At 57.7% G+C, this 24,078-nt stretch carries 25 protein-coding genes; 8 read left to right on the top strand and 17 right to left on the bottom strand.

From position 1 onward, the window contains the following. Positions 1–21: 21 nt before the first annotated feature. From nrdE to ACLI4M_RS04420, 4 genes are all read right to left on the bottom strand, one after another. Positions 22–2,172, bottom strand: a complete 2,151-nt coding sequence (gene nrdE, locus ACLI4M_RS04435) for a class 1b ribonucleoside-diphosphate reductase subunit alpha (protein WP_133622918.1) — start codon at positions 2,170–2,172, stop codon at positions 22–24. Beyond that, complete coding sequence (gene nrdI, locus ACLI4M_RS04430) at positions 2,145–2,555, bottom strand: class Ib ribonucleoside-diphosphate reductase assembly flavoprotein NrdI (protein ID WP_133622919.1); 411 nt, start codon at positions 2,553–2,555, stop codon at positions 2,145–2,147. Before nrdI ends, nrdE begins: the two co-directional genes overlap by 28 nt. 4 nt (positions 2,556–2,559) lie before the next feature. Beyond that, positions 2,560–2,802 carry a glutaredoxin-like protein NrdH gene (gene nrdH / locus ACLI4M_RS04425; RefSeq protein WP_133622920.1) on the bottom strand — a complete coding sequence of 81 codons (243 nt, stop codon included), beginning with the start codon at positions 2,800–2,802 and terminating at the stop codon, positions 2,560–2,562. Between the two features lie 290 nt (positions 2,803–3,092). Further along, entirely contained in the window at positions 3,093–3,416 is a 324-nt protein-coding gene (locus tag ACLI4M_RS04420; protein ID WP_133622921.1) for a DUF883 family protein, read from the bottom strand. A gap of 150 nt (positions 3,417–3,566) precedes the next feature. Here ACLI4M_RS04420 and ACLI4M_RS04415 point away from each other — a divergent pair, with 150 nt between their 5' ends. Together ACLI4M_RS04415 and ACLI4M_RS04410 are read left to right on the top strand one after the other, a co-directional pair. Beyond that, positions 3,567–3,902, top strand: a complete 336-nt coding sequence (locus tag ACLI4M_RS04415) for a DUF2002 family protein (protein ID WP_048915042.1) — start codon at positions 3,567–3,569, stop codon at positions 3,900–3,902. A 107-nt stretch (positions 3,903–4,009) separates the two neighbouring features. Then, positions 4,010–4,429, top strand: a complete 420-nt coding sequence (locus ACLI4M_RS04410) for a hypothetical protein (protein ID WP_048915043.1) — start codon at positions 4,010–4,012, stop codon at positions 4,427–4,429. A gap of 41 nt (positions 4,430–4,470) precedes the next feature. On the opposite strand, the gene speG is transcribed toward ACLI4M_RS04410, so the two are convergent. The 13 genes from speG to fliE form a co-directional block, all read right to left on the bottom strand. Continuing rightward, positions 4,471–5,037, bottom strand: coding sequence for a spermidine N1-acetyltransferase (gene speG / locus ACLI4M_RS04405; protein WP_048915044.1), 567 nt, complete (start codon positions 5,035–5,037; stop codon positions 4,471–4,473). Between the two features lie 280 nt (positions 5,038–5,317). After that, positions 5,318–6,178: a nucleoside-specific channel-forming protein Tsx gene (locus ACLI4M_RS04400; RefSeq protein WP_133622922.1), complete on the bottom strand. Its 861-nt coding sequence runs from the start codon at positions 6,176–6,178 to the stop codon at positions 5,318–5,320. 413 nt (positions 6,179–6,591) lie between these two features. After that, positions 6,592–7,746 carry a DUF4056 domain-containing protein gene (locus ACLI4M_RS04395; protein WP_413449780.1) on the bottom strand — a complete coding sequence of 385 codons (1,155 nt, stop codon included), beginning with the start codon at positions 7,744–7,746 and terminating at the stop codon, positions 6,592–6,594. After that, complete coding sequence (locus tag ACLI4M_RS04390) at positions 7,743–8,879, bottom strand: BamA/TamA family outer membrane protein (protein ID WP_133622923.1); 1,137 nt, start codon at positions 8,877–8,879, stop codon at positions 7,743–7,745. Before ACLI4M_RS04390 ends, ACLI4M_RS04395 begins: the two co-directional genes overlap by 4 nt. Positions 8,880–8,881: 2 nt before the next feature. Next, positions 8,882–9,907: a hypothetical protein gene (locus ACLI4M_RS04385; RefSeq protein WP_133622924.1), complete on the bottom strand. Its 1,026-nt coding sequence runs from the start codon at positions 9,905–9,907 to the stop codon at positions 8,882–8,884. 576 nt (positions 9,908–10,483) lie between these two features. Further along, positions 10,484–10,900, bottom strand: a complete 417-nt coding sequence (locus ACLI4M_RS04380; protein WP_133622925.1) for a flagellar protein FlhE — start codon at positions 10,898–10,900, stop codon at positions 10,484–10,486. Next, on the bottom strand, positions 10,900–13,002 hold the full coding sequence (gene flhA, locus ACLI4M_RS04375) for a flagellar biosynthesis protein FlhA (RefSeq protein ID WP_133622926.1): 2,103 nt from the start codon (positions 13,000–13,002) through the stop codon (positions 10,900–10,902). Before flhA ends, ACLI4M_RS04380 begins: the two co-directional genes overlap by 1 nt. Continuing rightward, the gene (gene flhB / locus ACLI4M_RS04370) at positions 13,002–14,147 is read right to left on the bottom strand and encodes a flagellar biosynthesis protein FlhB (RefSeq protein ID WP_133622927.1); all 1,146 of its coding nucleotides are present in this window, start codon (positions 14,145–14,147) and stop codon (positions 13,002–13,004) included. Before flhB ends, flhA begins: the two co-directional genes overlap by 1 nt. A gap of 17 nt (positions 14,148–14,164) precedes the next feature. After that, positions 14,165–14,803: a protein phosphatase CheZ gene (gene cheZ, locus ACLI4M_RS04365; protein ID WP_133622928.1), complete on the bottom strand. Its 639-nt coding sequence runs from the start codon at positions 14,801–14,803 to the stop codon at positions 14,165–14,167. A gap of 5 nt (positions 14,804–14,808) precedes the next feature. Further along, entirely contained in the window at positions 14,809–15,195 is a 387-nt protein-coding gene (gene cheY / locus ACLI4M_RS04360; RefSeq protein WP_133622929.1) for a chemotaxis response regulator CheY, read from the bottom strand. Between the two features lie 47 nt (positions 15,196–15,242). Further along, positions 15,243–16,298 (bottom strand): chemotaxis-specific protein-glutamate methyltransferase CheB, encoded by a 1,056-nt coding sequence (locus ACLI4M_RS04355; protein ID WP_133622930.1) that lies wholly within the window; start codon positions 16,296–16,298, stop codon positions 15,243–15,245. Next, positions 16,295–17,149 (bottom strand): CheR family methyltransferase, encoded by an 855-nt coding sequence (locus tag ACLI4M_RS04350; protein WP_166643156.1) that lies wholly within the window; start codon positions 17,147–17,149, stop codon positions 16,295–16,297. The genes ACLI4M_RS04355 and ACLI4M_RS04350 overlap by 4 nt, the downstream gene beginning before the upstream one ends. Before the next feature lie 19 nt (positions 17,150–17,168). Further along, positions 17,169–17,501 (bottom strand): flagellar hook-basal body complex protein FliE, encoded by a 333-nt coding sequence (fliE, locus tag ACLI4M_RS04345; RefSeq protein WP_133622931.1) that lies wholly within the window; start codon positions 17,499–17,501, stop codon positions 17,169–17,171. 270 nt (positions 17,502–17,771) lie between these two features. On the opposite strand from fliE, the gene fliF reads away from it, so the two are divergent. The 6 genes from fliF to ACLI4M_RS04315 are packed head-to-tail and all read left to right on the top strand — an operon-like array spanning position 17,772 to position 24,071. Further along, on the top strand, positions 17,772–19,484 hold the full coding sequence (gene fliF / locus ACLI4M_RS04340) for a flagellar basal-body MS-ring/collar protein FliF (RefSeq protein WP_133622932.1): 1,713 nt from the start codon (positions 17,772–17,774) through the stop codon (positions 19,482–19,484). Further along, positions 19,481–20,467 (top strand): flagellar motor switch protein FliG, encoded by a 987-nt coding sequence (gene fliG / locus ACLI4M_RS04335; RefSeq protein WP_133622933.1) that lies wholly within the window; start codon positions 19,481–19,483, stop codon positions 20,465–20,467. Before fliF ends, fliG begins: the two co-directional genes overlap by 4 nt. After that, on the top strand, positions 20,454–21,164 hold the full coding sequence (locus tag ACLI4M_RS04330; RefSeq protein WP_133622934.1) for a flagellar assembly protein FliH: 711 nt from the start codon (positions 20,454–20,456) through the stop codon (positions 21,162–21,164). Before fliG ends, ACLI4M_RS04330 begins: the two co-directional genes overlap by 14 nt. Then, the gene (fliI, locus tag ACLI4M_RS04325; protein WP_133622935.1) at positions 21,161–22,525 is read left to right on the top strand and encodes a flagellar protein export ATPase FliI; all 1,365 of its coding nucleotides are present in this window, start codon (positions 21,161–21,163) and stop codon (positions 22,523–22,525) included. Before ACLI4M_RS04330 ends, fliI begins: the two co-directional genes overlap by 4 nt. Positions 22,526–22,536: 11 nt before the next feature. Beyond that, entirely contained in the window at positions 22,537–22,986 is a 450-nt protein-coding gene (gene fliJ / locus ACLI4M_RS04320) for a flagellar export protein FliJ (RefSeq protein ID WP_133622936.1), read from the top strand. Beyond that, a complete protein-coding gene (locus ACLI4M_RS04315; RefSeq protein ID WP_133622937.1) occupies positions 22,983–24,071 on the top strand; it encodes a flagellar hook-length control protein FliK in 1,089 nt (362 codons plus the stop codon). Before fliJ ends, ACLI4M_RS04315 begins: the two co-directional genes overlap by 4 nt. The last annotated feature ends 7 nt before the right edge of the window (positions 24,072–24,078 follow it).

The following is a 24,078-nucleotide window of genomic DNA, read 5'->3' as shown; positions in this document are numbered from 1 at the left end:
GCCCCGCCCGCAGCGTTGTTTTTACAGTGAGCAGGAGACGCAGCCTTCCACTTCGGTCCCCAGCAGGGCCATCTGGCGCAGGCGGATGTAATAAAGTGTCTTTATCCCTTTTTTCCAGGCGTAAATCTGCGCCTTATTGATATCGCGCGTGGTGGCGGTATCGCGGAAGAACAGCGTCAGCGACAGCCCCTGATCGACATGGCGCGTTGCCTCCGCGTAGGTGTCGATAATCGCTTCCGGGCCGATGTCATAGGCATCACGGTAAAACTGCTGATTATGGTTATTCATAAACGGAGCAGGGTAGTACACCCGCCCGGTCTTGCCCTCTTTGCGGATCTCAATGCGCGACACAATCGGGTGAATACTCGACGTGGCGTGATTGATATACGAGATTGAACCGGTCGGCGGGATCGCCTGTAAATTCTGGTTATACAGGCCGTACTGCATCACCGACTCTTTCAGCTCGCGCCACTGCTGCTGCGTCGGGATGGCAATCCCGGCTGCGGCAAACAGCTCGGCAACCTGCGAGGTGCGCGGCTGCCAGCTCTGCTCAACGTACTGATGAAAGTATTCACCGCTGGCATAGCGCGAATCGCTGAAGCCGCTGAAAGTGCTTTCCCGCTCGCGCGCCAGCAGGTTTGAGGTTCGCAGCGCGTGATAAGTGATGGTGTAGAAGTAGATATTGGTGAAATCCAGCCCGGCTTCGGAACCGTAGTGGACACCTTCGCGTGCCAGGTAACCGTGCAGGTTCATCTGCCCGAGGCCAATAGCATGCGACTGGGCATTCCCCTGTTCAATCGACGGCACTGAATGGATGTGGCTCTGATCGGAAACCGCCGTCAGGCCGCGTACCGCAATCTCAACCGTGCGGGCAAAGTCCGGCGAATCCATGGTGTGCGCAATATTCAGCGAACCCAGATTACAGGAGATATCCTTGCCGATGCGGCGATAGCTGAGGTCATCATTGTATTCGGTGGGGGTGTTGACCTGCAAAATTTCCGAACACAGGTTGCTCATGTTAATGCGCCCGTGGATCGGGTTAGCGCGGTTCACCGTGTCTTCAAACATGATGTACGGATAGCCGGACTCAAACTGGATCTCGGCCAGCGTCTGGAAAAATTCACGCGGGTTAATAAAGGTGCGGCGAATGCGCTCGTCGGCCAGCATCTCTTCATACTTTTCGCTGATGCTGATATCGGCAAACGGCAGGCCGTAAATACGCTCAACGTCATAGGGTGAGAACAGCGCCATGGGCTGGTTATCTTTCGCCAGCTGGAAGGTCACATCCGGGATCACCACGCCGAGCGACAGCGTTTTAATGCGGATTTTCTCATCGGCATTTTCGCGCTTGGTGTCGAGGAAGCGCAGGATATCAGGGTGGTGCGCATTCAGATACACCGCGCCAGCACCCTGACGTGCGCCGAGCTGGTTGGCGTAAGAGAACGCATCCTCCAGCATCTTCATCACCGGGATCACGCCGGACGACTGGTTCTCGATGCGCTTGATCGGCGCGCCGGATTCGCGCAGGTTAGAGAGCAGGAACGCCACGCCGCCGCCGCGCTTGGAGAGCTGCAGGGCTGAGTTCACCGCGCGGCCAATCGACTCCATATTGTCTTCAATGCGCAGCAGGAAGCAGGAGACCAGCTCACCGCGATGCTGCTTGCCGCAGTTGAGGAAGGTGGGCGTTGCAGGCTGGAAACGCCCGGACAGGATCTCATCGGTAAGCGCGTGCGCCAGCGCCTGGTCGCCCTGGGCCAGCGTTAGCGCCACCATGCAGACGCGCTCGGTGAAGCCTTCCAGGTAGCGCTTGCCGTCGAAGGTCTTCAGCGTATAGCTGGTGTAAAACTTCCACGCGCCGAGGAAGGTCTGGAAGCGGAAACGGCGCTCATAAGCCTGCTGGAACAGCGAACAGACGAACTCAAACGGATAGGCATTCAGCACGTCGGCTTCGTAATAGCCTTCGGAAACCAGATACTGCAGGCGTTCAGCAATGGAATCGAACCGCACGCTGTTAGGGATCACGTGCTGGATAAAATACTGGCGCGTAGCCTCGCGATCTTTTTCAAACTGAATATGGCCTTCGGCATCGTACAGATTAAGCATCGCGTTGAGCGCGTGATAATCGGCAGTGGCCGGCTGGGCCTCTATGAGTGTGCTGTCTGTCGCTGCCAAAATTGGGTTACTCCGTGGTAAACGTTAGCGATATCGTCAGCGGTGCCCATCAGCTCAAAGCGATAGAGGTAAGGCACCTGGCATTTACGCGCAATAATGTCGCCAGCCAGGCAAAAAGCCTCGCCAAAATTGCGGTTGCCAGCGGCGATAACGCCGCGGATCAGCTGACGATTGTGGGTGTCATTCAGAAACTGAATTACCTGTTTAGGCACCGCACCCTGAGCGGTGCCGCCGCCGTAGCTCGGCACTATCAGGATGTAAGGTTCATCGACCTGCAGACGCTGTGCGTTATCCAGCGGGATGCGCCGGGCTGGCAGGTCTAAACGGGTAATAAAACGATGGGTGTTTTCTGACAGGCTGGAAAAGTAGACCAGCGTTGTCATCAGCTTATCCCCGCGCCTGTGCCAGCTGGCTCAGGGCCTGGATTTTGTCCGGGCGGAAGCCGCTCCAGTGGTCCTGCTCCGCCATGACCACCGGCACCTGACGGTAGCCCAGCGATTTCAGCGCGTCCACGTGGGTCGGCTCGTGGTCCAGATTAATCAGCTGATAATCAATCCCTTTCTGGTCCATCGCGTTTTTTGTTGCATTGCACTGGACACAGTTATCTTTAGTGTAAATAATAATGCGCATGATTCGTATTTACCTTGATGGCTGTTTGACTGGCTTAACAGGCGCTTTCTGGTAACACTACTGGCGCCGCCGCGACCACAACTGGTTGCGTGGTCTTGATGGAGTAAATACTAGATATAGCGATGCTGAAATGCAACCACACAACATATAGTATTTTTGCATATGGTAATCCACCTCGCATCCAGCCCTTGTGCCGCAAGGTTTGCGTCAGATAAAAAAATTTCAGGCAATAAAAAAGCCCGCAGCTTTCGCCACGGGCCGATGATCAATCAGTTAAATTTTGTCAATAATCAGCGTGAGGATGTGGTCGTCGCGATCAGTGCACCGACAAAAATACCGAGCGCGGTACCAATGCCAACTCCGTGCCAGGGTTTATCGCGCACGTAGTTATCAACGTGCCCGGCACCGTCTTTTGCCACCTGCGTCAGACGATGATTGCCGTGCAGTTTCGCCCGCGTCTCTTTCAGCAGCGCTTCAGCGCGTGAACGTGCGCCTTCCACTTCATCTTTGGTTTTGCTGCCGTAAGACTTCAGCAGATCGTCGAGGCTGTCCGCCAGCTGGGAAACATCCTGATTCAGGTCGATATCGTTATTTTTCGATGTCCGGTTGAACATTTTTTGCTCCCTTACTGTAAAAACCTACTATTAGTATAGAACAGCTTCACATAACGCCAACCGCCGGGCGGCGTTTATGGACTAATCCGAAAGCCCTGACTGCGCAGCCGTTGTAAGGTTGCGGGGTTTGGCAGACTGAGAGGAATAAGCATGTATCTACGACCTGATGAGGTTGCTCGCGTACTGGAAAAAGCGGGATTTGAAATGGACGCGGTTACCACAAAAACCTACGGTTATCGTCGTGGTGAAGACTATGTCTACGTCAATCGCGAGGCGCGCCTCGGGCGGACGGCACTGGTGATCCACCCGACGTTAAAGGAGCGCAGCCAGTCGCTGGCACTGGCATCATCAGACGTGAAAACCTGCGACCACTATGTGCGTTTCCCGATGTATCTGGCCGGGGAATCGAACGACCATTACGGCATCCCCCACGGCTTCAGCTCGCGCATGGCACTTGAGCGCTATCTGGAAAAGATGTTTGGCTGACTGGTGGCCAAGGCTGGAATAAGCGCCCAATTCATACGCTATTAGCCCGCTTGTTTGTCCACGCAACGCTTAGACTACTGTCATGTTGGGATAAAAGCAGGTTAACCATGAAACGGCTGATAGCAGCGCTGGCAGCAGCGTGGATGTTAAGTGGATGCGCGACGATTGTCGGCAGTGAGCGTCAGGATGTGACCCTGCAAACTCAGCCCCCGGGGGTGAAGTTTGTGGTGCAGGATGAGACGGGCATCGCGGTGGCTGAAGGCTATACGCCAAAAACCGTCAGCCTTCTTAAGTCGAACGGCAGCTACTTCGGCAAGAAAAAATACCGGGTGATGCTGGAACGGCCTGGCTACGTGCCGCAAACCCTGCCGCTGAAAGAGAGCCCGAATCTGTGGTATCTGCTCGGCAATATTCCCCTGCTTGGCTTCCCCGGCTGGCTGGTGGTGGACCCGTTCTACGGGGGAATGTATAAAATTGAGCCGGAAATCCTGCAAACCATCATGAACCCGGTGGGCGCGCGCGGCTAAGCGGATAAACGATTCAGGCCGGAGCGATCCGGCCTGATGGTTTACTGCGCCGTTGGATTGACCATGGCGTGCGGTGGCCGGAAGCGTTCCAGATACTGATGCTGGAAAATACACATGCGAATGGTATTGCGGTACTCGCCGTTGATAAAGAATTCGTGGATCAGCTCCCCTTCAATCTCAAAACCCAGCTTGCGATAAATATGAATGGCCTTGGCGTTCTCTTTATCGACGATCAGGTAAAGTTTATAGAGGTTCAGCACCGAAAAACCGTAATCCATCGCCAGTCTGGCCGCCTTTGTTGCCAATCCTTTACCCTGATGACTCGGGGCAATAATGATCTGAAACTCGGCGCGACGGTGGATATGGTTGATCTCCACCAGTTCTACCAGCCCGGCATTGCTGCCGTCATGTTCCACCACAAAACGCCGTTCACTCTGGTCATGAATATGCTTGTCGTAAAGGTCAGACAGCTCAACAAAGGCCTCATACGGCTCCTCAAACCAGTAGCGCATCACGCTGGCGTTGTTGTCTAACTGATGGACAAAACGCAGATCTTCACGCTCCAGCGGGCGCAGCTTAACGCTGTGGTCGACGGACTTCGCAGACATAAAAATTCCTTTTTGCAGAGGCAATATTGCCGGCCCGAGTATAGCGTTTTAGCGGGCACAAAAAAAACGCGCCTTCAGGCGCGTTGAATCATCGTTTGTAGGGGCCGATCCTCTTTTTCGATCGGCCCGCAATCCAGGCAATACGTAGGGGCCGATCTTTTGTTTCGATCGGCCCGCGATCCAGGCAGTACGTAGGGGCCGATCTTTTGTTTCGATCGGCCCGCGATCCAGGCAGTACGTAGGGGCCGATCTTTTGTTTCGATCGGCCCGCAGCGGGTTATCAGAAGTTGTAACCCACCACCACGTAATAACCGAAGCCGTTCGACTTCACGTTAAAGTTGCCCTTGCCGAAGTTCAGCTCGGTGCCATCTTCCCACTGGCCGCCGTTGTGGAAGTAACGCGCCACGAACGAGTAGTGCCAGTGGTCATAGCCCAGCGAGAGAATATGGCTGGAAGCAATCGAGTTGCTGCTGCGGCCTGCGGTATCACCGAGGTCAGAACCCCAGTCAAAGTTGGTAAAGCCGATATAGCTCAGGTTGCCGCCCCAAACCTGGGTCAGCGGCACAAAGTATTTCACCTTGAAGCGGTAACCGTCCCAGCTGTCTTCGTTGGCAGCAGTGTAGTTTTCCCACTGATATTTCGCATACACGTTCAGCGACAGGCCGATATCAGAATGGGTGTCGATATCGGTGCCCAGGCCCATATACCAGGTATTCTGGCGGTTGGCCTTATTGTCACCCATATCGTAGATATAGTTATTCGCGAAGTACCACTCTTTAAACGGACCGAATGCCAGGCTGGTGCCGGTCAGTTTGTCGATCGAGAAGCGCGGTTCGATCTCCATAAAGAACGGTGAGCCATCGTCCCATGCGCCAACGTCATTGCCGTTACCCACGCCGAAGAATTTAGGTACGTCGATATAGCCGTAGAAATCGAACCAGTCTTTGTGGGCGAAGGCTTCATATTCCAGATACAGGTCATTATTCAGCTGCGGCCCGAAGCGGGTGTGATAGCTGCCCACCACGTTTACGCTCTGGTGCCACCAGTCAGAAACATATTCCGGGTTGCTATCTTGTGCAAAAGAAACGTTGGTATAAGAGAGCGCGGCCAGCGCACCAGCCATCATAATTTTATATTTCATTATTATTACCACATGCTCTGTGACCCTGCGCGGCAGCCAGCACGACGATCGGGTTACGGTTTCTACGGGCGACGATGGGTGATTATTGATGCGACGAAAACACCCGCCTTGAATGCAGCGGCAGTGTGCCGCGAACAGGCTATAAGGAAATAGAGATCGCTCACACTTGTCAAATTCTGTTTCATTTCAATTCAGTTAAAGTGTGATGTGTATCACGTTTATTGGCGTGTGGAGGGGAACTTTCTGGCAAAAGGGCTTTTGCCTGCTTTCTCGCCAGCGTAATCGGTTGCCTGGTGAGATCGGCAGCGGAAAGCAGCAAGCAGCGATCCAGGGGCTAACGGCGAGGGCAAAAAATGAACGCTAAGACATAACTTTATCTTATGAAAAACAACGCGATAATGGCGATAAAATACTCATTTACAGCGCTGGCCGATACGCAGCAGCCGGCGGCGGTCGACCTCTTTTGCCTGCTGCGCCAGCGTGGCAAAATCGGCAAAGCGATAGAAAATCCTGGGGCTTTTGGGCGCGGCCAGCTGTTTCATATTGTTACCGGGCCAGATCTCCAGCCGGGCGAAAGCGCTGAGCGGTTGGCCATGAAAGCTGTCGGGTAGCGTCAGCCACAGCATCGGCACGCGCTCGGCCGGGCGGGTAGGGTAGCGCAGGGCGCCAGTAAGATAGTTGCGCCGGCGTACCAGGAATTTATCCGGCAGGCGGCAGCGGCTATTCCACCACTTGCCGTCGAGCATATCGAAGTGAAAACGGGTCTGCTGCGGGCTGACTGCCTCAAGCTGCGCCAGCGCCTGCGGGATTGCCTGCGCCATTGTACGCTGATACTGCCTGAGCGTGCTGGCGCCGCCATGGTTCAACAGGTCGCTGGCAAGGCGCGCGCCAAGCAGGTTGGAATAGAGGTCTTCCGGTGAAAATGCCGACACGGCTTCAGGGTAGCCAGGTACCGACTCAAAACCGTACCACTGCGCCACCTCATGCCACACCGCCAGCTGATAAGCCAGCTGAGCGGCCATCATCACGGCCAGATGGTAGCGCGCAAGCGCAGTCGCGGGCGGGGTAAACGGCCACAGGCGGATCGTGCGCTGCCCCAGCTCATCATCAAGCCTGACGGTGAAAGCCTGGCCGAGGCGCGGCCAGATCTGGCTGAATAGCCACAGGGTATTATCGGCGGTATCGCGCACGTGGGCGAGATCGATAAAACCGCCGCGCAGCGTATAGATGATGCCGTCATGTTCGCGATTCAGACCGCTCAGCGTGCTGAGGATACTCAGTAAGTGGTCATTATAGTGATGCTGACCGCTATCGTCCGGGGCGATGACGTTGCCGATTTTGAATCCTGGAACGGGAATACCCAGCACTTTTGCCCGCACGTTATAACCGAAGGCGCAGCAGGGGCGCAGGCCCTGCGGTGCGGGCAGCCTGGCTATCACCGGCCAGACCTGGCTGGCGACTGTGGCCGGGCCCTGTAAATTCACCGCGTTAAACGGCCGGTTCTCCAGAGGTGGAGCCTGGCAGCCTGCCAGCAACAGGCTGAACGCGAGTAAGAGACGCGCGATCAAAATGCTTCACCAACCTGGAAATAGAAACCGGAGCTGCGCTGACCGACACCGTAATCAAGCCGCACATTCATCCGTTTTTTAAACTCGAAGCGGTAGCCAACCCCAATCGAAGGGAGCCAGTGGCCATCCAGCACTTCACTCGGGCGCTGAGACATGCTGCCCGCGCCGACCCAGCCCACCACGCCATGGCGCCAGCTCAGTTTTTTCCGCAGTTCGAGCTGGGTAGTCACAATATTTCGCGCGCGAAAGCGCCCCTGATAATAGCCGCGCAGGTGGCGACTGTCGCCCAGCGAACCCAGCATGGTCCACGGCACCTGCCCGGTCGCGAGGCGGCTATACAGCTCCCAGGCCAGCAGCGTGGAGTCATTAAGCGGGTGGTAACGGTCATACTGCAGATCCCAGACCTTAAGGCGGTTATCGCTGCCCAGCGAAGGGAGGTAATCAGTGTAATGGATGCTCAACACCTGCCCCTGCGACGGATTAGCGATAAAATCGCGCGTGTCATAGCTGAACAGCAGGCTGAAGCCGGAGTTTAGCTGATCCAGCGCGACGGGATGGCGCGAAAAGCCGCCCGATGGCTTATCCTGCAACGCGGAAGCACGCTCCCATGAAACCGCCCAGCCAAGCCCGGCATAGGTGTTGGCGCGCAGCCGATAAAGCAGCTGTGGCGTGGCGTTAAAACGGCTGGAGTCATATTTTTGCCTGTCGTGGCGATGGCGCCCTTCACGATAGCCCCGCCCCCAGTAGTAGAGCGGGCGATGGCTGAGGTCACCCTCGATATAAAACCGCCACTGGTCATGGTGAAAAAAGGTGTCATTCTCGTACCCGAAGCCGAAAGCCCCGGTCGAACTGACAAAGCCTGTCAGAGCCAGCGACGAGAGCGGTGTGTTTTCCTGCTGCCGATCGGGCCGGTACAACCCGACAGCCGCAACGCCAATACCGATGCCCAGTTCCGGGGTATAAAACGGACCGGGGACGATGCCCCAGTCAATGCCCTGCGCGGTATTCACCTGCTGGTCTGACCCCAGTTTTGCCAGGTAACGATCGAGGGTCACCCTGCCGGGCAAAAAAGTGGCCTGCGTAACAGGGGAAATACAGAGCAGGCCAAATAACAGCGAAGAGTTTAGCCGCATACTCAGAAGCGGAACTCGCCGCCCAGCATCACGCTGTTACGCTTCTCGAACCCGGCTTCAGCGGTAATATTAAAGTTACGGGTTATTTCATATTGCCCACCGACCAGAATATTCCACGGTGACTGCAAGTGCTGCTTCACCCGGAAGCGGCCCTTATCGTCCTGGTTAACAAATTTAACCAGTCCGGCTAACTCAGCAGGCATATGCAGGTTGCTGATATTGCCACGAAAGTCCTGTGAGACATCCTGATACATGGTGCCAACCCACAGGCTGGCATGGGACTGCGGAATATTGAACCTGTCGGAACCCGGTACGGTAAAGCGATAGCCTACGCGCGGCGTGAAGGTGAAGGCATGGGTGTTACCATCCAGAATATCGAAATCGGTGCGGGTATAGTTAAAATCGAGCGTGCCAAACCAGTCATGATAGCCATAGGCCAGGGTGGTGCCTGCGCCATAGGTGGTGCCTTTAAATTTAAGCTTAAAATCGAGGTCTTTATACAGAACCTGAGCGCCCGCTGCCACCGTATCAATCCGGGAAACGGAAGAGCCTTTGGTATGCCCTACGATGCCGTATATGTTCATAAACGGGAATAGCCAGGTATCCAGGCGCGCGGTGTGCGTCTGAGATTTTTCACGGGTATGTCCAACGTTGATCTTAAAATTATCGCTCGGTAGCGGCGTGCCAAATAATGATAGTCCGCTAAAGTTAATGCTGTTTACCTTAATATTTTGGTGCATATCCATATAGTTATAACCAATGCCGTAAGGGTCGGGCAGATCATAACCACGCTGACGAATTTCCTCACCAAAGAATGGCAGTGGCCCGGTGGTTTCACCAAACAGATCGGGCGCTCTGGCTGGCTTCGGTTCCTGACTCAGTGCAGAGGGATCAGGCGCGTGACGATAATCAAGTGCGAGCGGGTGTTTCTCAGCATTGGGAATAGCGGCGAACACCATTGATACGGGAGCAGAGCTTAAAAAAAGCCCGATAAGCATATTGGCCTTTTTGCGTGAGTTCTGGTTCATTATTACAATCCATGTATAGCGTTAGTGTAAGTTGTGCGCAGAAGTCTATATGAGTTTTATGCTAATAATTACGCCATAAAATGCGCTTGGGTTGAACTTTTTGGCTATCCCAACGTTCAATGCTAATGCTAGTTACTACGGGTTAATCTTATTCTTAAATATTTGAATTCTACCGTTCCGGCAGCCAGTCTGGGCGAGGAGTATTCATGGTATAACTCACCATCATCTTTGGACTCTTTTACGGACTTAAAATAATCGATGAGTTGTTTTTTAGGCTTAAACGGACGCAGATCAAAAAATTAACTGAGCGTTTCCACAAATAAAAGGATTAAGGCGTTTCGCATGGAACGATTCAGCTTTCACTTAACGTAAGTGAAATAGCAAAGCAGAAAAGAAAATGATTTGCACGCATGATTCCATTGATTCAGCAAGTGATGTAATGCAGCGATATTTTTTATGCGCCCGCTTCCAGAATTAAATACGGGTGAGGGAATGTGTTTGCGGCAGCAGGCTGCGCTTGTCAGGATAAACTCACGTCGGCTAAATACCGCGTCAGGCCTGGCGTCCTTGGCAAAACTATTTTCTCCCGGCGGCAACCCGGTAATTCACCGTCAGCTGATTGCGCAGAATGGTCAGCACTGGAAACAGCGGGCCGCGCGACTGGGCGTAGTAGGTAAAATAAAACGGTCCGCTTACCGGGAAGGATGCCGGCATTGCCAACTCACCGGAAAGTGCAGGCAGCGCCATGCAGCGTTGCGCGCTGCACAGCGTGATTTTCAGATCCGGCGGCGGCGTGTGGCTGGGGGTAATGCGCCATGCCACTCGCACTCCCACCGCGCCGGCGGGGAGGGAACCGGAAGGGGTAATCGGTTCGCTTTTCACCTGCTGTTTACCCATTGATATTATCCCACCACGGCTCTGACTGCCCCAGGAACCGCCTGCGGCCTCTGCGGCCAGCGGTGCTGCCAGCAGCAGCCAAAGCCAGGCCTTCATCAGCGGCCACCAATCATATAGGTCATGCGCACGTTGCGCTGGCTGCTGATCTCCTGGCTCGACAGCACCACCAGCTGCGGGAAGATACGGCGCAGATAGCGTGAAAGCATCAGGCGCAGCATCGGGTTGACCAGCATCACCGGCGGCGCGCCAATACCCTCCTGGTGCTGCAACGCCAGCTCGGTCTGCTTCATCAGGTTTTCAGCAATGCCGGGTTCAATGGCGCTGCCGCTTTGCGTGGCCTGCATCAGCAGCTGTTCCAGCGACAGGTCGAGGCCAATAACCTGAATATCCTGGTCCGCCGGGAACCATTGGTGAGTGATGGCGCGAGCCAGGCGGGCGCGCACGCGGGCGGTCAGCTCATCGGCATCGCTGTGGCTGGTGGCAAATTCCGCCAGAGTATCAATGATGGTGCGCATATCGCGGATCGAAATACGCTCCGCCAGCAGGTTCTGCAAAACCTTATGCAGCGTGGTCAGCGTGATCACGCCGGGGATAAGATCCTCCACCAGCTTCGGCGACTGTTTGGTCAGCTGATCGAGCAGCTGCTGCGCCTCCTGGCGGCCAAACAGCTCGTCGGTATGGATGCTGATCAGATGATTCAGGTGGGTGGCAATCACCGAGCTCGGGTCAACCACCGTATAGCCAAGGGTCTGTGCCAGCTCGCGCTGGACCTCTTCGATCCACAGCGCAGGCAGACCAAAGGTCGGCTCAACGCAGGCAATGCCGGGAACATCTCCTTCGGCACAGCCCGGATTGATCGCCATAAAGCGCTCCGGCATGGTTTCACCGCGGCCAATCTCCACGCCCTTCAGCAGAATGCTATACGAGGTTGGCGAGAGGTCGAGGTTGTCGCGGATATGCACCGCCGGCGGCAGAAAGCCCATCTGCTGGGCAAACTTCTTACGGATGCCGCGCACCCGCGTTAACAGCTGACCACTTTGTTGCTGATCCACCATCGGGATCAGGCGGTAGCCCACTTCCAGCCCGAGCACGTCCTCCATCTGTACATCGGACCAGGTGGCTTCATTGACCTGCGCCGCTTCGGCCTCGGCCAGCGCTTTCTCTTCGGCGCTGCCCCCGGCCACGCCGGCGCGGGCGCTCTGCTGGCTCTCACGACCGCGCAGCCACCAGGCAATGCCCAGCAGCGCGGCGGTAAACAGCAGGAATACCAGGTTCGGCATACCCGGGATCAGCCCCAGCAGGCCGATCACCGCGGCAGAGAGCACGATGACGCGCGGAGAGGTAAACAGCTGGCTGACCATCTGCTCGCCCACGTCCTGCTCGTTGACCACGCGGGTCACCACCACACCGGCGGCGGTGGAGATCACCAGCCCCGGGATCTGCGCCACCAGGCCATCGCCGATGGTCAGCAGGGTATAGGTTTCCGCCGCCATGCCCGCCGACATGTCGTGCTGCATGATGCCGATCATCAGTCCGCCCAGCACGTTAATCACCATGATCATCAGCCCGGCGATCGCATCACCGCGCACAAACTTGCTGGCCCCGTCCATCGACCCGTAAAAATCGGCTTCCTGCGTCACTTCCTGGCGGCGGCGCTTGGCTTCATCTTCGCCAATCAGCCCGGCGTTGAGGTCGGCATCAATCGCCATCTGCTTGCCCGGCATCCCGTCGAGGGTAAAGCGAGCGCCCACTTCGGCAATACGCCCGGCACCCTTGGTGATCACCATAAAGTTAATGATGATCAAAATGATGAACACAATGATGCCGATGGCGAAATTACCGCCCACCAGGAAGTTACCAAAGGCTTCTACCACCGCGCCTGCGGCTCCGGTGCCGGTGTGGCCTTCCATCAGGATCACCCGCGTCGAGGCGACATTCAGCGCCAGGCGCAGCAGCGTGGAGAACAGCAGCACCGTCGGGAATGCCGAGAATTCCAGCGTCTTCTGGGTGAACATCGCCACCAGCAGGATCATGATCGACAGCACGATGTTGAAGGTGAAGAACAGATCCAGTACGAAAGTCGGCAGCGGCAGGATCATCATCGCCAGGATGGTCATGATCAGCACCGGGCCGGCCAGCACCTGCCACTGGGTCTCTTTAAACTTCGGTAATCGTAACTGGGTGGCGAGATTAGCCATCACTCTTTACTCTCTTGGGCAAAATCCAGCGCGTCGGGCACGGGAAGGTTTTCAGGGGTGACAGGGCGCTGTCCAAAGCCTTTACGCCAGCGGCGCAGGCCGTAAACCCACGCCAGGACTTCTGCTACCGCGTTGTATAAATCAGCCGGAATGGGTGCGCCAATTTCGCAGTGGCGATACAGCGCACGCGCCAGCGGGGGCGCTTCCAGCATCGGAACGCTGTTGCTTTCCGCCAGTTCACGGATGCGCAGGGCGATCAGGCCGCTGCCTTTGGCCACCACTTTCGGTGCGCCGAGGCTGCCGTCCTGATATTTCAGGGCGACAGAGTAGTGCGTCGGGTTATTGACCACCACGTCCGCATCGGGGACGTCGCTCATCATGCGCTGCTGCGACATGGCGCGCTGCATCTGGCGCACGCGGTTTTTAATCAGCGGGTCGCCTTCCTGCTTCTTGAACTCATCTTTGATCTCCTGATGGCTCATGCGCAGCTTCTTCCAGTTGCTGTAAATCTGGTAAATCACGTCAAAGGCCACCATCGGGATCAGCGACAGGATCACTGCCAGCATGCAGCCGATCAGCAGGCTGGCGATATCGCTGAGCGCCATGCCGAGCGGTTCAAAGATCAGCCGGATAAACTTCTCTTTATTCAGCAGCAGATAGAGCCCGCCGCCGACCGAGGCCAGCAGCACCTTTAAAATCGCCTTCAGCATCTCGGAGGCCATCTGCGCCGAGAACATGCGCTTGATGCCGCTGAGCGGATTGAGCTTTTTCAGGTTCACCTTTAACGACTTCGCGGTCAGATTCAGGCCGCCAACAATCGGCTGTGCCGCAATCGCGGTAATAAACAGGCCGCAGACAAACGGCAGCGTGGCGAGAAACGCCTCGCCGAGCAGGCTGGAAGAGCGTCGCAGCATATGCGCCGGGTCGGCCGTCAGCAGCCGATCGAAAGTCAGCCCGTTGTGCAGCAGATGCATCAGGCTGCGCGCCAGGCTCTCACCGCCACCGACCATCAGCCCCCATCCCACCAGCAGCATCAGCAGCGTGGTCAGCTCTTTTGAGCGCGGGATCTGTCCGTCTTCACGCGACTTCGCCAGTTTTGTCGGCGTGGGGTCTTCGGTTTTCTCGTTATCACTTTCTTGCGACATAGCGGCGGCCAGTTAACTCAGAAGCCCAGTGATTCCAGCAGATCGTCCACCTGTTCCTGCGAGGCAACGATCCCCTCGGCGGTGGTGTTGATCTGTGGGCCGTTTTTCAGATGGGCATTGTCATCCGCATTAACCGGCTCTATCTCCTGCATATTTTCCAGCAGGACGCTGATCAGCTCTTTCTCCACCACTTCAATCACGTTGACCAGGCTGTGCAGCACCTGGCCGGTCAGATCCTGAAAGTCCTGCGCCATCATGATTTCGGTCAGCTGATGGTTGGTGCTGCGGGTGACGTCCGGCACCTGGCGCAGGTAAGCCCGCGTAGCGTTAACCAGCTCGCGAGCTTCTTCCAGCGGCTGTGGCTCAACAAACCAGGCATCCCAGCGCGCCGAAAGGGCGTTGGCATCGTTACCGAGCGACTCCTGCAGCGGGCGCGCCACTTCCACGCAGGTCAGCGCCCGGTCAGCAGCCTGGGAAGTCTTCGCTGCGACGTAGTCTAGGCGATCGCGGGTATTCGGGAAGGCCTCGGCGACTTCCTGTAAGGCCTGTTCGAGGCCGAGATTAGCCATGCTGTTGCGCAGCACGCGCGTCAGCTGGCCAATACGTAAAAAGATGTCTTTAAAATTATCGCTGCCGGGTGAATTATTCTCTGTCATGGTCATTAACCGAGTTTTTCAAAAATTTTGCCCAGCTTCTCTTCCAGCGTGGCGGCGGTGAAAGGCTTTACGATGTAGCCATTGGCGCCGGCCTGAGCGGCGGCAATAATGTTTTCGCGCTTGGCTTCTGCCGTGACCATCAGTACCGGAAGCCTGGCCATTGCCGCGTCTGCACGAATGGTCTTCAGCAGTTCCAGACCATCGATATGCGGCATGTTCCAGTCGCTGACCACAAAATCAAATTCGGCAGCGCGCAGCTTGTTCAGCGCATCCTGGCCGTCTTCCGCTTCTTCGATATTCTTGTAACCCAGGTCCTGTAGCAGATTGCGTACGATGCGGCGCATCGTGGCAAAATCATCAACAACCAGAAAACGTAAGCTCTTATCCAACATGTTGTTATCCTGAAAATCCTCCTGCAAACGGTGGAGGTATCCCGCTGTTATTTCGCTTTTTTACTGCGGTCCGCCGGCGTGAAGCTGTCGATCAAACGCTGGCTGATATGCTGTAGGTCCGTCACTTCCACCGCGGCCTGTAGCGCGATGGCTTCGCGCGGCATACCGAACACCACGCAGGTCTGCTCGCTTTGCGCCAGCGTCCAGGCTCCGGCCTGGCGCATCGCCAACAGCCCGCGCGCGCCGTCGCTGCCCATCCCGGTCAGGATCGCCCCGGCGGCGTGCTGCCCGGCGTGTTCGGCCACCGAGTGCAGCAGCACGTCGACCGAAGGGCGATGGCGGTTAACCGTCGGATGGCTGTTGAGACGGATCTGATAGCCCCTGCCATGACGTGCAATCTCCATATGCCGATCGCCAGGGGCAATATAGGCGGTGCCGTTCAGCACCGGTTCGCCTTCCTCGGCCTCTTTCACCGTCATCGCACACAGCGAGTTCATACGCTGGGCAAACGACAGGGTGAAGCCCGCAGGCATATGCTGAGCGATCAGCACGGCGGGACAGTTGGCCGGCATCGGGGTCAGTACCCGGCGCAGTGCTTCGGTGCCACCCGTTGAGGAACCGATAGCGATAATTTTTTCCATCCCGAGGTGCGGCGCACCGATGCTGTGACGTTCGCTCGCAGCGTGCGCCCGCTGGGGGAATTCGACCCGCGCCGCCACGCGGATTTTGTCAGCCACCAGCAGCGCCCAGTGGTCGATTTCACTGTTCTGTCTGATATCCGGTTTGGCGATAAAATCTACCGCCCCCAGCTCCAGTGAGGTGAGAGTGGCTTCGGACCCTTTGGCGGTCAACGAGGAGACCATCACCACCGGCATCGGGCGCAGACGCATCAGGCGTGAAAGAAACTCCAGCCCGTTCATACGCGGCATATCGATATCCAGCGTCAGCACGTCGGGGTTAAATTTCTTGATCAGCTCGCGCGCCGTGATCGGATCGGCCGCCGTCGCCACCATCTCCATATCGTGCTGCTGATTAACGACCGCCGTGATCATGTTGCGCATCAGGGCAGAGTCGTCGACGCACAGCACTCGTATCTTATTCAACGTCCTGTCTCCGTTAGTGCATACACCGACTGTCCGCGCAGGCGGAATGGGCTTTGCCGGTGGTTAAAATGCTCCGAATGGCCGACAAACAGCAGTCCGTCTGGCTTCAGCAACTGGGCAAAACGCTGGATCAGCCGCTGTTGCGTCGGCGCATCGAAATAGATCATCACGTTGCGACAAAAAATCGCGTCAAACGGACCGGGTATATTCCAGTTGGCGTCCAGCAGATTCAGGCGCTGATAGTGGATCGCCGCGAGCAGCTCCTGCTTCACGCGCACCTGTTCACTGTTTTCCCCGGTGCCGCGCAAAAAGAACTGGCGCTTTTGCGCAGGGCTAAGGCTCTGCACGTCTGCCAGGCGGTAAACACCGGCGCTGGCACGCGCCAGCACATCGGTATCAATATCGCTTGCCCAGATGCGCGGCCCGCCGATGGCCGGGCCGAGAACTTCATCCAGCGTCATGGCAATTGAGCACGGCTCTTCACCGGTCGATGCCGCAGTACACCAGACGCGATAGCCACTGGCATGCTGGCGGGCATGTTCTGCCAGCGCTGGAAAGTGGTACGCCTCGCGGAAAAACGCGGTCAGATTGGTGGTCAGAGAATTAATAAATACCTGCCATTCCGGGCTGTCGGGGCTGGATTCCAGGATCTGAATATATTCACTGAAGCGCGCTAGCTTTAATTCCCGCAGGCGGCGTGACAGGCGGTTAAATATCATGTCTCGCTTTTGTTCAGTGAGAACAATACCGGCGCGCTGATAAATCAGCTGGCTGATACGCTGTAATTCCCGGTCGCTCAGCGCGTCTGAGAGCTGGGGAGTACGAACCGCCAGGCGCAAATTTTCATTCATGATGATGTTCGTCAATGCCTTAAACCGGCATGCTCATAACTTCCTGATAGGCGCTGAGCATTTTATTGCGCATCTGCACGCCAAAGCTGAATGCCACCGATGATTTCTGCATTGAGAGCATCACATCATTCAGGCCGACATCGCTTTTCCCGGACATAAAGTCCTGGGTGTTTTTTTTCGCTACCTGCTGTGTCTTATTGATTTCATTGATGCTGTTAAACAAGGCGTCCGAGAACGTCGCGCCCCCCACGTTATCTGTTAACTTTCCGGCAGAGAGGAAATCAGCGGAGCCCGATATTTTCTGGGCCTGGGCATGCATTTGCCCAATCACACTGTGAATTGATGCTGACATTATTTTTATTCCGGCTAATTAATGAATTCTGGTGCAATAAAAATTGCGCAGCTTTTAGACGGATGCATATTAACACGGGGGCGAAATGGGCGAAAAACCCGATAAGCTGACAGAACTTCGAGCTTATTTATGCTTAAAAAAAACGCCTTTCGGACGATAATACGCCCCTCAAAATTTCTCAAAATATACGTTCATCGGCTGCTGTCTTGCGTCACCGGCAGGCTTGTTCGCAGGTTTTGGCTGCGTGATTATTTCTTACAGGATTACGGCATGAGTGCCACAACGAATGATTTAAAGAGCAATCCGGCAGACAGTGTAAAGGCGGCAATGAGCTCATTTCGAGCCAACCCTAAGCTGCTGCTGGTTATCGCCGCTGCTGCGGCACTTTCGGTGATTATTGCTCTGCTGTTCTGGGCGAAAGAGCCGGGCTATCGCGTGCTGTTTAGCAACATCAGCGATGAGGATGGCGGTGCCATTGTCACTCAGCTGGCGCAGATGAATATCCCTTACCGCATCGATACGCCGGGCGGTGCGATCATGGTGCCGGAAGGGCAGGTGCACGAAGCACGCATGAAGATGGCTCAGCAGGGGCTGCCGAAGGGCGGTTCCGTTGGCTTTGAACTGCTCGACCAGGAGAAGTTCGGCATCAGCCAGTTCAGCGAGCAGATTAACTTCCAGCGTGCGCTGGAGGGCGAGCTGTCACGCACCATTGAAAATCTCGGGCCGATCGTCAATGCCCGCGTGCATCTGGCGGTGCCGAAACCGTCAATGTTCGTGCGTGACCAGAAGCTGCCCACCGCGTCGGTCAGCGTCACCCTGGCGCAGGGCCGCACGCTGGACGACGGCCAGGTGACGGCGATTACGCATCTGGTCTCCAGTGCGGTCACCGGGCTACCGGCGGATAACGTCACGATTGTCGATCAGCGCGGCAACCTGCTGACGCAGAGCGGCGTGCGCGGCATGCAGACCTCACAGCTGAAGTACACCAACGAGATTGAAAACGATTATCAGCAGCGCATCCAGCGCCTGCTGGCGCCGCTGGTGGGCGACAGCAATGTGCGTACCCAGGTCACCGCGCAGATGGACTTCACCCAGCAGGAGCGCACCGAAGAGCAGTATCAGCCGAATGCAGACAGCGACAAAATGGCGATCCGCAGCCGTCAGTCCAGCCAGTCTGCGCAGGGCAACGGGCGCACCACCGGCGGCGTTCCGGGCGCGTTGAGCAATACGCCGCCAACCCCGGCCACCGCGCCAATTACCCAACCCCTAACGGCCGCCACGCCGGCCGCCGCAGGGGCGACTGAGCAGAACAAAACGGTTATCTCGAAAGCCGCGGGAAGCGGAGCTGGCGAAACAGCCCAGCCTTATAACAACCGCAGTGATGAAACTACCAACTTTGAGGTTGACCGCACCCTGATCCACACCAAAACCAGCGTCGGGCAGATCCAACGGCTGTCGGTGGCGGTGGTGATTAACTACCTGCCTGCCGGCAAAGAGGGCAAGCCAGGCCCGCTGGCCGCCGCCGAGCTGGAGCGTATCAACACCCTGGTGAAAGAAGCCATCGGCTACAGCGCCACACGCGGGGACAGCATCAACATCGTTAACTCCGCCTTTAACGGCGTAGAGGACGAGGTGATGCCACCGCTGTGGCAGCAGCAGAGCTTCCAGGCGCTGATGATGTCCATCGCCCGCTACCTTGTGATTGCCATTATTGCCTGGGTGCTGTGGCGCAAGCTGGTGCAGCCGACCTGGCTGCGCCATCAGGAGACCGCGATCCGTCGTATGGAGATGGAGCAGCAGGTACGCCAGTTTGAACTGGACGAGAAGAAGAAAGCGGCGGAGATGAAAGCGCATGCCAAAGCACAGCGCCGCGTAGACAGCGAGATGAACAGTCAGCAGCTGCGCGAACTGGCTGAACAGGAGCCGCGCGTGATCGCCCTGGTCATGCGTCAGTGGATGAATAAGGAGCAGCAGAAACCATGAATGCCTGTGACAAAAGCGCCATCGTCATGCTGACGCTCGGCGATGAGCTGGCGGCCGAAGTCTTTAAGCACCTCAACGCCCACGAGGTCAAACAGATCAGTAGCTCGATGGTCAACATGGCCGGTTTTACCCATGACCAGATGTCAGCAGTGCTGGAGGAGTTCGCCAAAGACTCTGGCGAGTATGCGGCGCTGAGCCTGAACACCAACGACTACCTGCGCAGCGTGCTGGTGAAAGCGCTCGGCGAAGAGCGCGCTTCGTCGCTGCTGGAAGATCTGCTGGACTCCCAGCAGGGCAATAACGGTATCGAAACGCTCAACTTTATGGAGCCGCAAACGGTATACGACCTGATACGCGAAGAGCATCCGCAGATTATCGCCACCATCCTCGTGCATCTGAAGCGTAACCAGGCGGCAGATATCCTCGGCCAGTTTGATGATAAAGAGCGTAACGACATTATGCTGCGTATCGCCACCTTTGGCGGCGTGCAGCCAGCCGCGCTGCAGGAGCTGACCGAAGTGCTCAACAACCTGCTGCACGGCCAGAACCTCAAGCGCAGCAAAATGGGCGGCGTGCGTCCGGCTGCAGAGATCCTCAACCTGATGAAATCCCAGCAGGAAGAGGCGGCGATCAACGCGGTACGCGATTTCGACGGCGAGCTGGCGCAGAAAATTATCGACGAAATGTTCCTGTTCGAAAATCTGGTGGATGTCGAAGACCGCAGCATCCAGCGCATTCTGCAGGAGATCGAAAGCGAGACCCTGCTGATCGCGCTGAAAGGGGCCAACGAGGCGCTGCGCGACAAGTTCTTCCGCAATATGTCACGCCGCCAGGCGGACCTGATGGCCGAGGATCTCGCTTCCCGGGGGCCGGTGCGCCTGTCGCAGGTCGAGGCAGAACAGAAAACTGTGCTGCTGGTGGTGCGTCGCCTGGCCGAAACCGGCGAAATTCTGATTGGGAGCAGCGACGATGCCTACGTCTGATGAGCAGAATAAACCGCAGTGGCGCAGCTGGAAGCCGGACAATTTACTGGCCACGGAAAGCGTGCCCCTGGAGCCGCTGCCGGTCACCAGCAACCCGGCCAGCGATGCCCAGTTCAAAGCCGAACTGGCACGATTGCGCAAGCAGGCGGAGCAGCAGGGGTACAACCAGGGTCTGACCCAGGGCCAGGAAGAGGGCAAAAAGCAGGGCTATGAAGCCGGATTCCACAGCGGGCATGAAGCCGGCATCGCGCAGGGCATCAGTGAGGCTCAGAGCGCGCAGCAGGCGGCGCTGAAGGGTGTTGAAACGTGGATCGCTTCCTTTAAGCTGTCGCTGGATAGCCTCGACAGCCTGATTCCCAGCCGCCTGGTGCAGCTGGCGTTGCAGGCGGTACAGAGCCTGCACGGCAGCGAGCAGGGCAGCAGCAATACCCAGCTGCAGCAGCAGATTAAACAGCTGATGCGCCAGGATCCGCTGCTGAACGGCAAAATCCGGCTGATGATCCACCCGGACGATCGTCCGCTGATTGAAGGGGCGCTCGGCGAGACGTTAAGCGCGATGGGCTGGGAGCTGCATACCGACAGCCAGCTGCTCCCGGGCGGCTGTCGCATTCTGACCGACGAAGTGGAGCTGGATGCCACCTTAGAAACCCGCTGGCAGAAGCTGTGCCAGCTGGCGCACGAGGAGCTATCCGCATGACAGCGCATCTGCAACGCTGGCTTGACGCGATCGATCGCGTCGAGACGCGCATCGGCGATATCGCGCCGTTTCGCCAGTACGGCAGGCTGACGCGCGCCACCGGGCTGGTGATGGAAGCGGTCGGGCTGAAGCTGCCGATTGGCGCGCTGTGCATTGTTGAGCGTCAAACCCGTCACGGCGTGGTGCCGGTGGAAAGTGAAGTGGTCGGCTTCAAAGATCAGGTGCTGTACCTGATGCCGCTGGAGCACGTCGATGGCATCCTGCCCGGCGCCCGCGTCTACGCGCCGGAGTCCGAAGAGGTCGGCAAACAGCTGCCGGTCGGGCCGCAGCTGCTCGGCAGGGTGCTGGACGCCCAGGGCCGCCCGCTGGACGGGCGCCCGGCGCCGCTGAAAACCGACTGCGCCAGTCTGTTTACCCAGCCGCTTAACCCGCTGCACCGTGACCCGATCAAAAAAGTGCTCGATGTTGGCGTACGTGCGATTAACGGCCTGCTGACCGTCGGGCGCGGCCAGCGCATGGGGCTGTTTGCCGGATCCGGTGTGGGGAAAAGCGTGCTGCTCGGCATGATGGCACGCTTCACCGATGCTGACGTTATCGTCGTCGGCCTGATCGGCGAACGCGGGCGTGAGGTGAAAGACTTTATTGAAAATATCCTCGGTGAAGAGGGGATCCAGCGTGCGGTGGTGATTGCCGCCCCGGCGGATGTGTCACCGATCCTGCGCATGCAGGGCGCGGTGTACGCCACGCGCATTGCCGAAGATTTTCGCGATCGCGGCCTTAACGTGCTGCTGATTATGGATTCCCTGACGCGCTTCGCCATGGCGCAGCGTGAGGTGGCGCTGGCGATCGGCGAACCCCCGGCGACCAAAGGCTATCCGCCATCCGTGTTTGCCCGCCTGCCCGCGCTGGTGGAAAGGGCCGGTAACGGCATGCCCGGCGGCGGTTCCATCACCGCGTTTTACACCGTCCTGACCGAAGGCGACGATCAGCAGGACCCGATTGCCGACTCGGCACGCGCCATTCTCGACGGCCACATTGTTCTGTCGCGCCGTCTGGCGGAGTCCGGGCACTACCCGGCAATCGATATTGAAGCGTCGATTAGCCGCGCAATGACCGAGCTGATCCCGCACCCGCAGTACCGCCAAGTACAGACCTTTAAGCAGCAGCTCTCCTGTTACCAGCGCAACCGTGACCTGGTCAGCGTTGGCGCTTACGTGGCGGGCAGCGATGCGCTGCTCGACCAGGCTATCCAGCACTATCCGGCGATGGAAGCGTATCTGCACCAGGCGATCCACGAAAGCTGCGATTACCACCGGGCCGTCAGCGCGCTGGCGCAGCTGTTTCCTGATATCACCGCATAGAGACTAAGCCGATGAAAAGCCAAAATCCGATGGTCATGCTGCGTGAGATGGCCGCAGAGAAGTTAACGCAGACCACCCAGGCGCTGGGCAGCGCGCAGCAGATCTGGCAGCAGGCGCTGACCCAGGGCGAGCAGCTGGAGGGCTATGAACGCGAATACCAGCAGTCGCTGCGCAGCGGCATGCAGAGCCGCGGCATGAGCGTCGCCGACCTGGTGAACCATCAGGCGTTTATTTTAGCGCTGAATCAGGTGGTGAAGCAGCACGACCAGCACCTCAGCCAGTGCGAGCTGAACGTCACCGAGGCGAAGCAGAGCTGGATGCAGGACAAACAGCGGCTCACCGCGTTTGAGACCCTGCTGACGCGGCGTGAAGACGCCCGCACCCTGGCGGAAAACCGGCATGAACAAAAAATGATGGACGAGTTCGCGCAGCGAGCCGGGCAAAAAAGAGACAGGCTATGAATATTGATATTAACGCGCTGCTCGGCAGTGCGGCGCGCAGGCTGACAGGGTCTGATGAGCCGCTGGTAGCAGCGCAAGGGGGGCAGTTCGCTCAGCTGCTGGCTGGATTGACGGACGACGCGCCGCTGCTGCCGGAACGCCTGGCTGAAGTGGCATTACTGCCAGTACAGCCCGGGGAGCAGGGGGTTGACGAGCGGCTGCCGGAGATTATCAGCGCAGATGACAACACCGTCCTGCCAGAGGTTGTGCTGCTGACGCCTGACGCGGTGTTGCCGGATCGGTCAGCCCTGGCCGGTGGCTGGCAGCTACAGCAGCTGGTGGCGCAAAACGCCGGGGCAGAGGTAATGGATGCCCCTCCGCTGCGTGAGGTGGCGGCGGAGGGGCGGCCATTGCTGCCCGCGGCGCAGCGCCAGCCCTTGCCGCTCAGTCAGGCGGCGAGCGCCGTGGTGGAAACTCTGCCAGCGACCCTGCCGCAGCTCGGCGCGCTGGCCGTCAACACCCCTAAACCGCTGGTGGTCAGCGCTGAGGGCGAGGCGCTGCTGCCGCTGGATAGCTCCAGCACCAGCGCTGCGCCGCTGATGGCGGCGCCACGCCCGGTACTGACCGCCATTACCTTGCCCGCTCCGGCAGCGCCGCCAGTCGTCGCCAATCCGCACCCGGTTGGCACCCCGGCATGGCAGCAGTCGCTCGGCCAGCAGCTGGCAATCTTCAGCCGTGACGGCGTGGATAACGCGCAGATCAAGCTGCATCCGGAAGAGCTGGGCGCGCTGCAAATTACCCTGCGCCTGCAGCAGAACCAGGCGCAGCTGCATATCGTCAGCGAACATCCGCAAGTGCGTCATGCGCTTGAAGCGGCGATGCCGCAGCTGCGCAGCGCGCTGGCAGAAACCGGGGTCCAGCTGGGGCAGACCAGCGTCAGCGCGGATAATCCGCATTTCGCAGGCGCCCAGGCGCAGGGCAACGGCTCATCCGGCCATGGCCACGCGCGGCAGGGGAGCGCTGAGCCGCTGCTGGAAGAGGAAAACAGTCAGCCGATCGCGCTGCACCATCTGAGCTCCGCTGCCGGGATAAATACCTTTGCATGATGCGGTG

This window comes from Erwinia sp. LJJL01, assembly GCF_047300805.2.
Taxonomy (GTDB): Bacteria; Pseudomonadota; Gammaproteobacteria; order Enterobacterales; family Enterobacteriaceae; genus Erwinia; species Erwinia aphidicola.
This window is presented reverse-complemented; position numbering and strand designations above follow the sequence as displayed.

What these genes read in the sequence shown, in the direction of transcription:
- nrdI (WP_133622919.1), bottom strand. Translation starts at nt 2,555, where the DNA reads ATGACAACGCTGGTCTACTTTTCCAGCCTGTCAGAAAACACCCATCGT.
- nrdH (WP_133622920.1), bottom strand. Translation starts at nt 2,802, where the DNA reads ATGCGCATTATTATTTACACTAAAGATAACTGTGTCCAGTGCAATGCA.
- ACLI4M_RS04420 (WP_133622921.1), bottom strand. Translation starts at nt 3,416, where the DNA reads ATGTTCAACCGGACATCGAAAAATAACGATATCGACCTGAATCAGGAT.
- ACLI4M_RS04415 (WP_048915042.1), top strand. Translation starts at nt 3,567, where the DNA reads ATGTATCTACGACCTGATGAGGTTGCTCGCGTACTGGAAAAAGCGGGA.
- ACLI4M_RS04410 (WP_048915043.1), top strand. Translation starts at nt 4,010, where the DNA reads ATGAAACGGCTGATAGCAGCGCTGGCAGCAGCGTGGATGTTAAGTGGA.
- speG (WP_048915044.1), bottom strand. Translation starts at nt 5,037, where the DNA reads ATGTCTGCGAAGTCCGTCGACCACAGCGTTAAGCTGCGCCCGCTGGAG.
- ACLI4M_RS04400 (WP_133622922.1), bottom strand. Translation starts at nt 6,178, where the DNA reads ATGAAATATAAAATTATGATGGCTGGTGCGCTGGCCGCGCTCTCTTAT.
- ACLI4M_RS04390 (WP_133622923.1), bottom strand. Translation starts at nt 8,879, where the DNA reads ATGCGGCTAAACTCTTCGCTGTTATTTGGCCTGCTCTGTATTTCCCCT.
- ACLI4M_RS04385 (WP_133622924.1), bottom strand. Translation starts at nt 9,907, where the DNA reads ATGAACCAGAACTCACGCAAAAAGGCCAATATGCTTATCGGGCTTTTT.
- ACLI4M_RS04380 (WP_133622925.1), bottom strand. Translation starts at nt 10,900, where the DNA reads ATGAAGGCCTGGCTTTGGCTGCTGCTGGCAGCACCGCTGGCCGCAGAG.
- flhA (WP_133622926.1), bottom strand. Translation starts at nt 13,002, where the DNA reads ATGGCTAATCTCGCCACCCAGTTACGATTACCGAAGTTTAAAGAGACC.
- flhB (WP_133622927.1), bottom strand. Translation starts at nt 14,147, where the DNA reads ATGTCGCAAGAAAGTGATAACGAGAAAACCGAAGACCCCACGCCGACA.
- cheZ (WP_133622928.1), bottom strand. Translation starts at nt 14,803, where the DNA reads ATGACAGAGAATAATTCACCCGGCAGCGATAATTTTAAAGACATCTTT.
- cheY (WP_133622929.1), bottom strand. Translation starts at nt 15,195, where the DNA reads ATGTTGGATAAGAGCTTACGTTTTCTGGTTGTTGATGATTTTGCCACG.
- ACLI4M_RS04350 (WP_166643156.1), bottom strand. Translation starts at nt 17,149, where the DNA reads ATGAATGAAAATTTGCGCCTGGCGGTTCGTACTCCCCAGCTCTCAGAC.
- fliE (WP_133622931.1), bottom strand. Translation starts at nt 17,501, where the DNA reads ATGTCAGCATCAATTCACAGTGTGATTGGGCAAATGCATGCCCAGGCC.
- fliF (WP_133622932.1), top strand. Translation starts at nt 17,772, where the DNA reads ATGAGTGCCACAACGAATGATTTAAAGAGCAATCCGGCAGACAGTGTA.
- fliG (WP_133622933.1), top strand. Translation starts at nt 19,481, where the DNA reads ATGAATGCCTGTGACAAAAGCGCCATCGTCATGCTGACGCTCGGCGAT.
- ACLI4M_RS04330 (WP_133622934.1), top strand. Translation starts at nt 20,454, where the DNA reads ATGCCTACGTCTGATGAGCAGAATAAACCGCAGTGGCGCAGCTGGAAG.
- fliI (WP_133622935.1), top strand. Translation starts at nt 21,161, where the DNA reads ATGACAGCGCATCTGCAACGCTGGCTTGACGCGATCGATCGCGTCGAG.
- fliJ (WP_133622936.1), top strand. Translation starts at nt 22,537, where the DNA reads ATGAAAAGCCAAAATCCGATGGTCATGCTGCGTGAGATGGCCGCAGAG.
- ACLI4M_RS04315 (WP_133622937.1), top strand. Translation starts at nt 22,983, where the DNA reads ATGAATATTGATATTAACGCGCTGCTCGGCAGTGCGGCGCGCAGGCTG.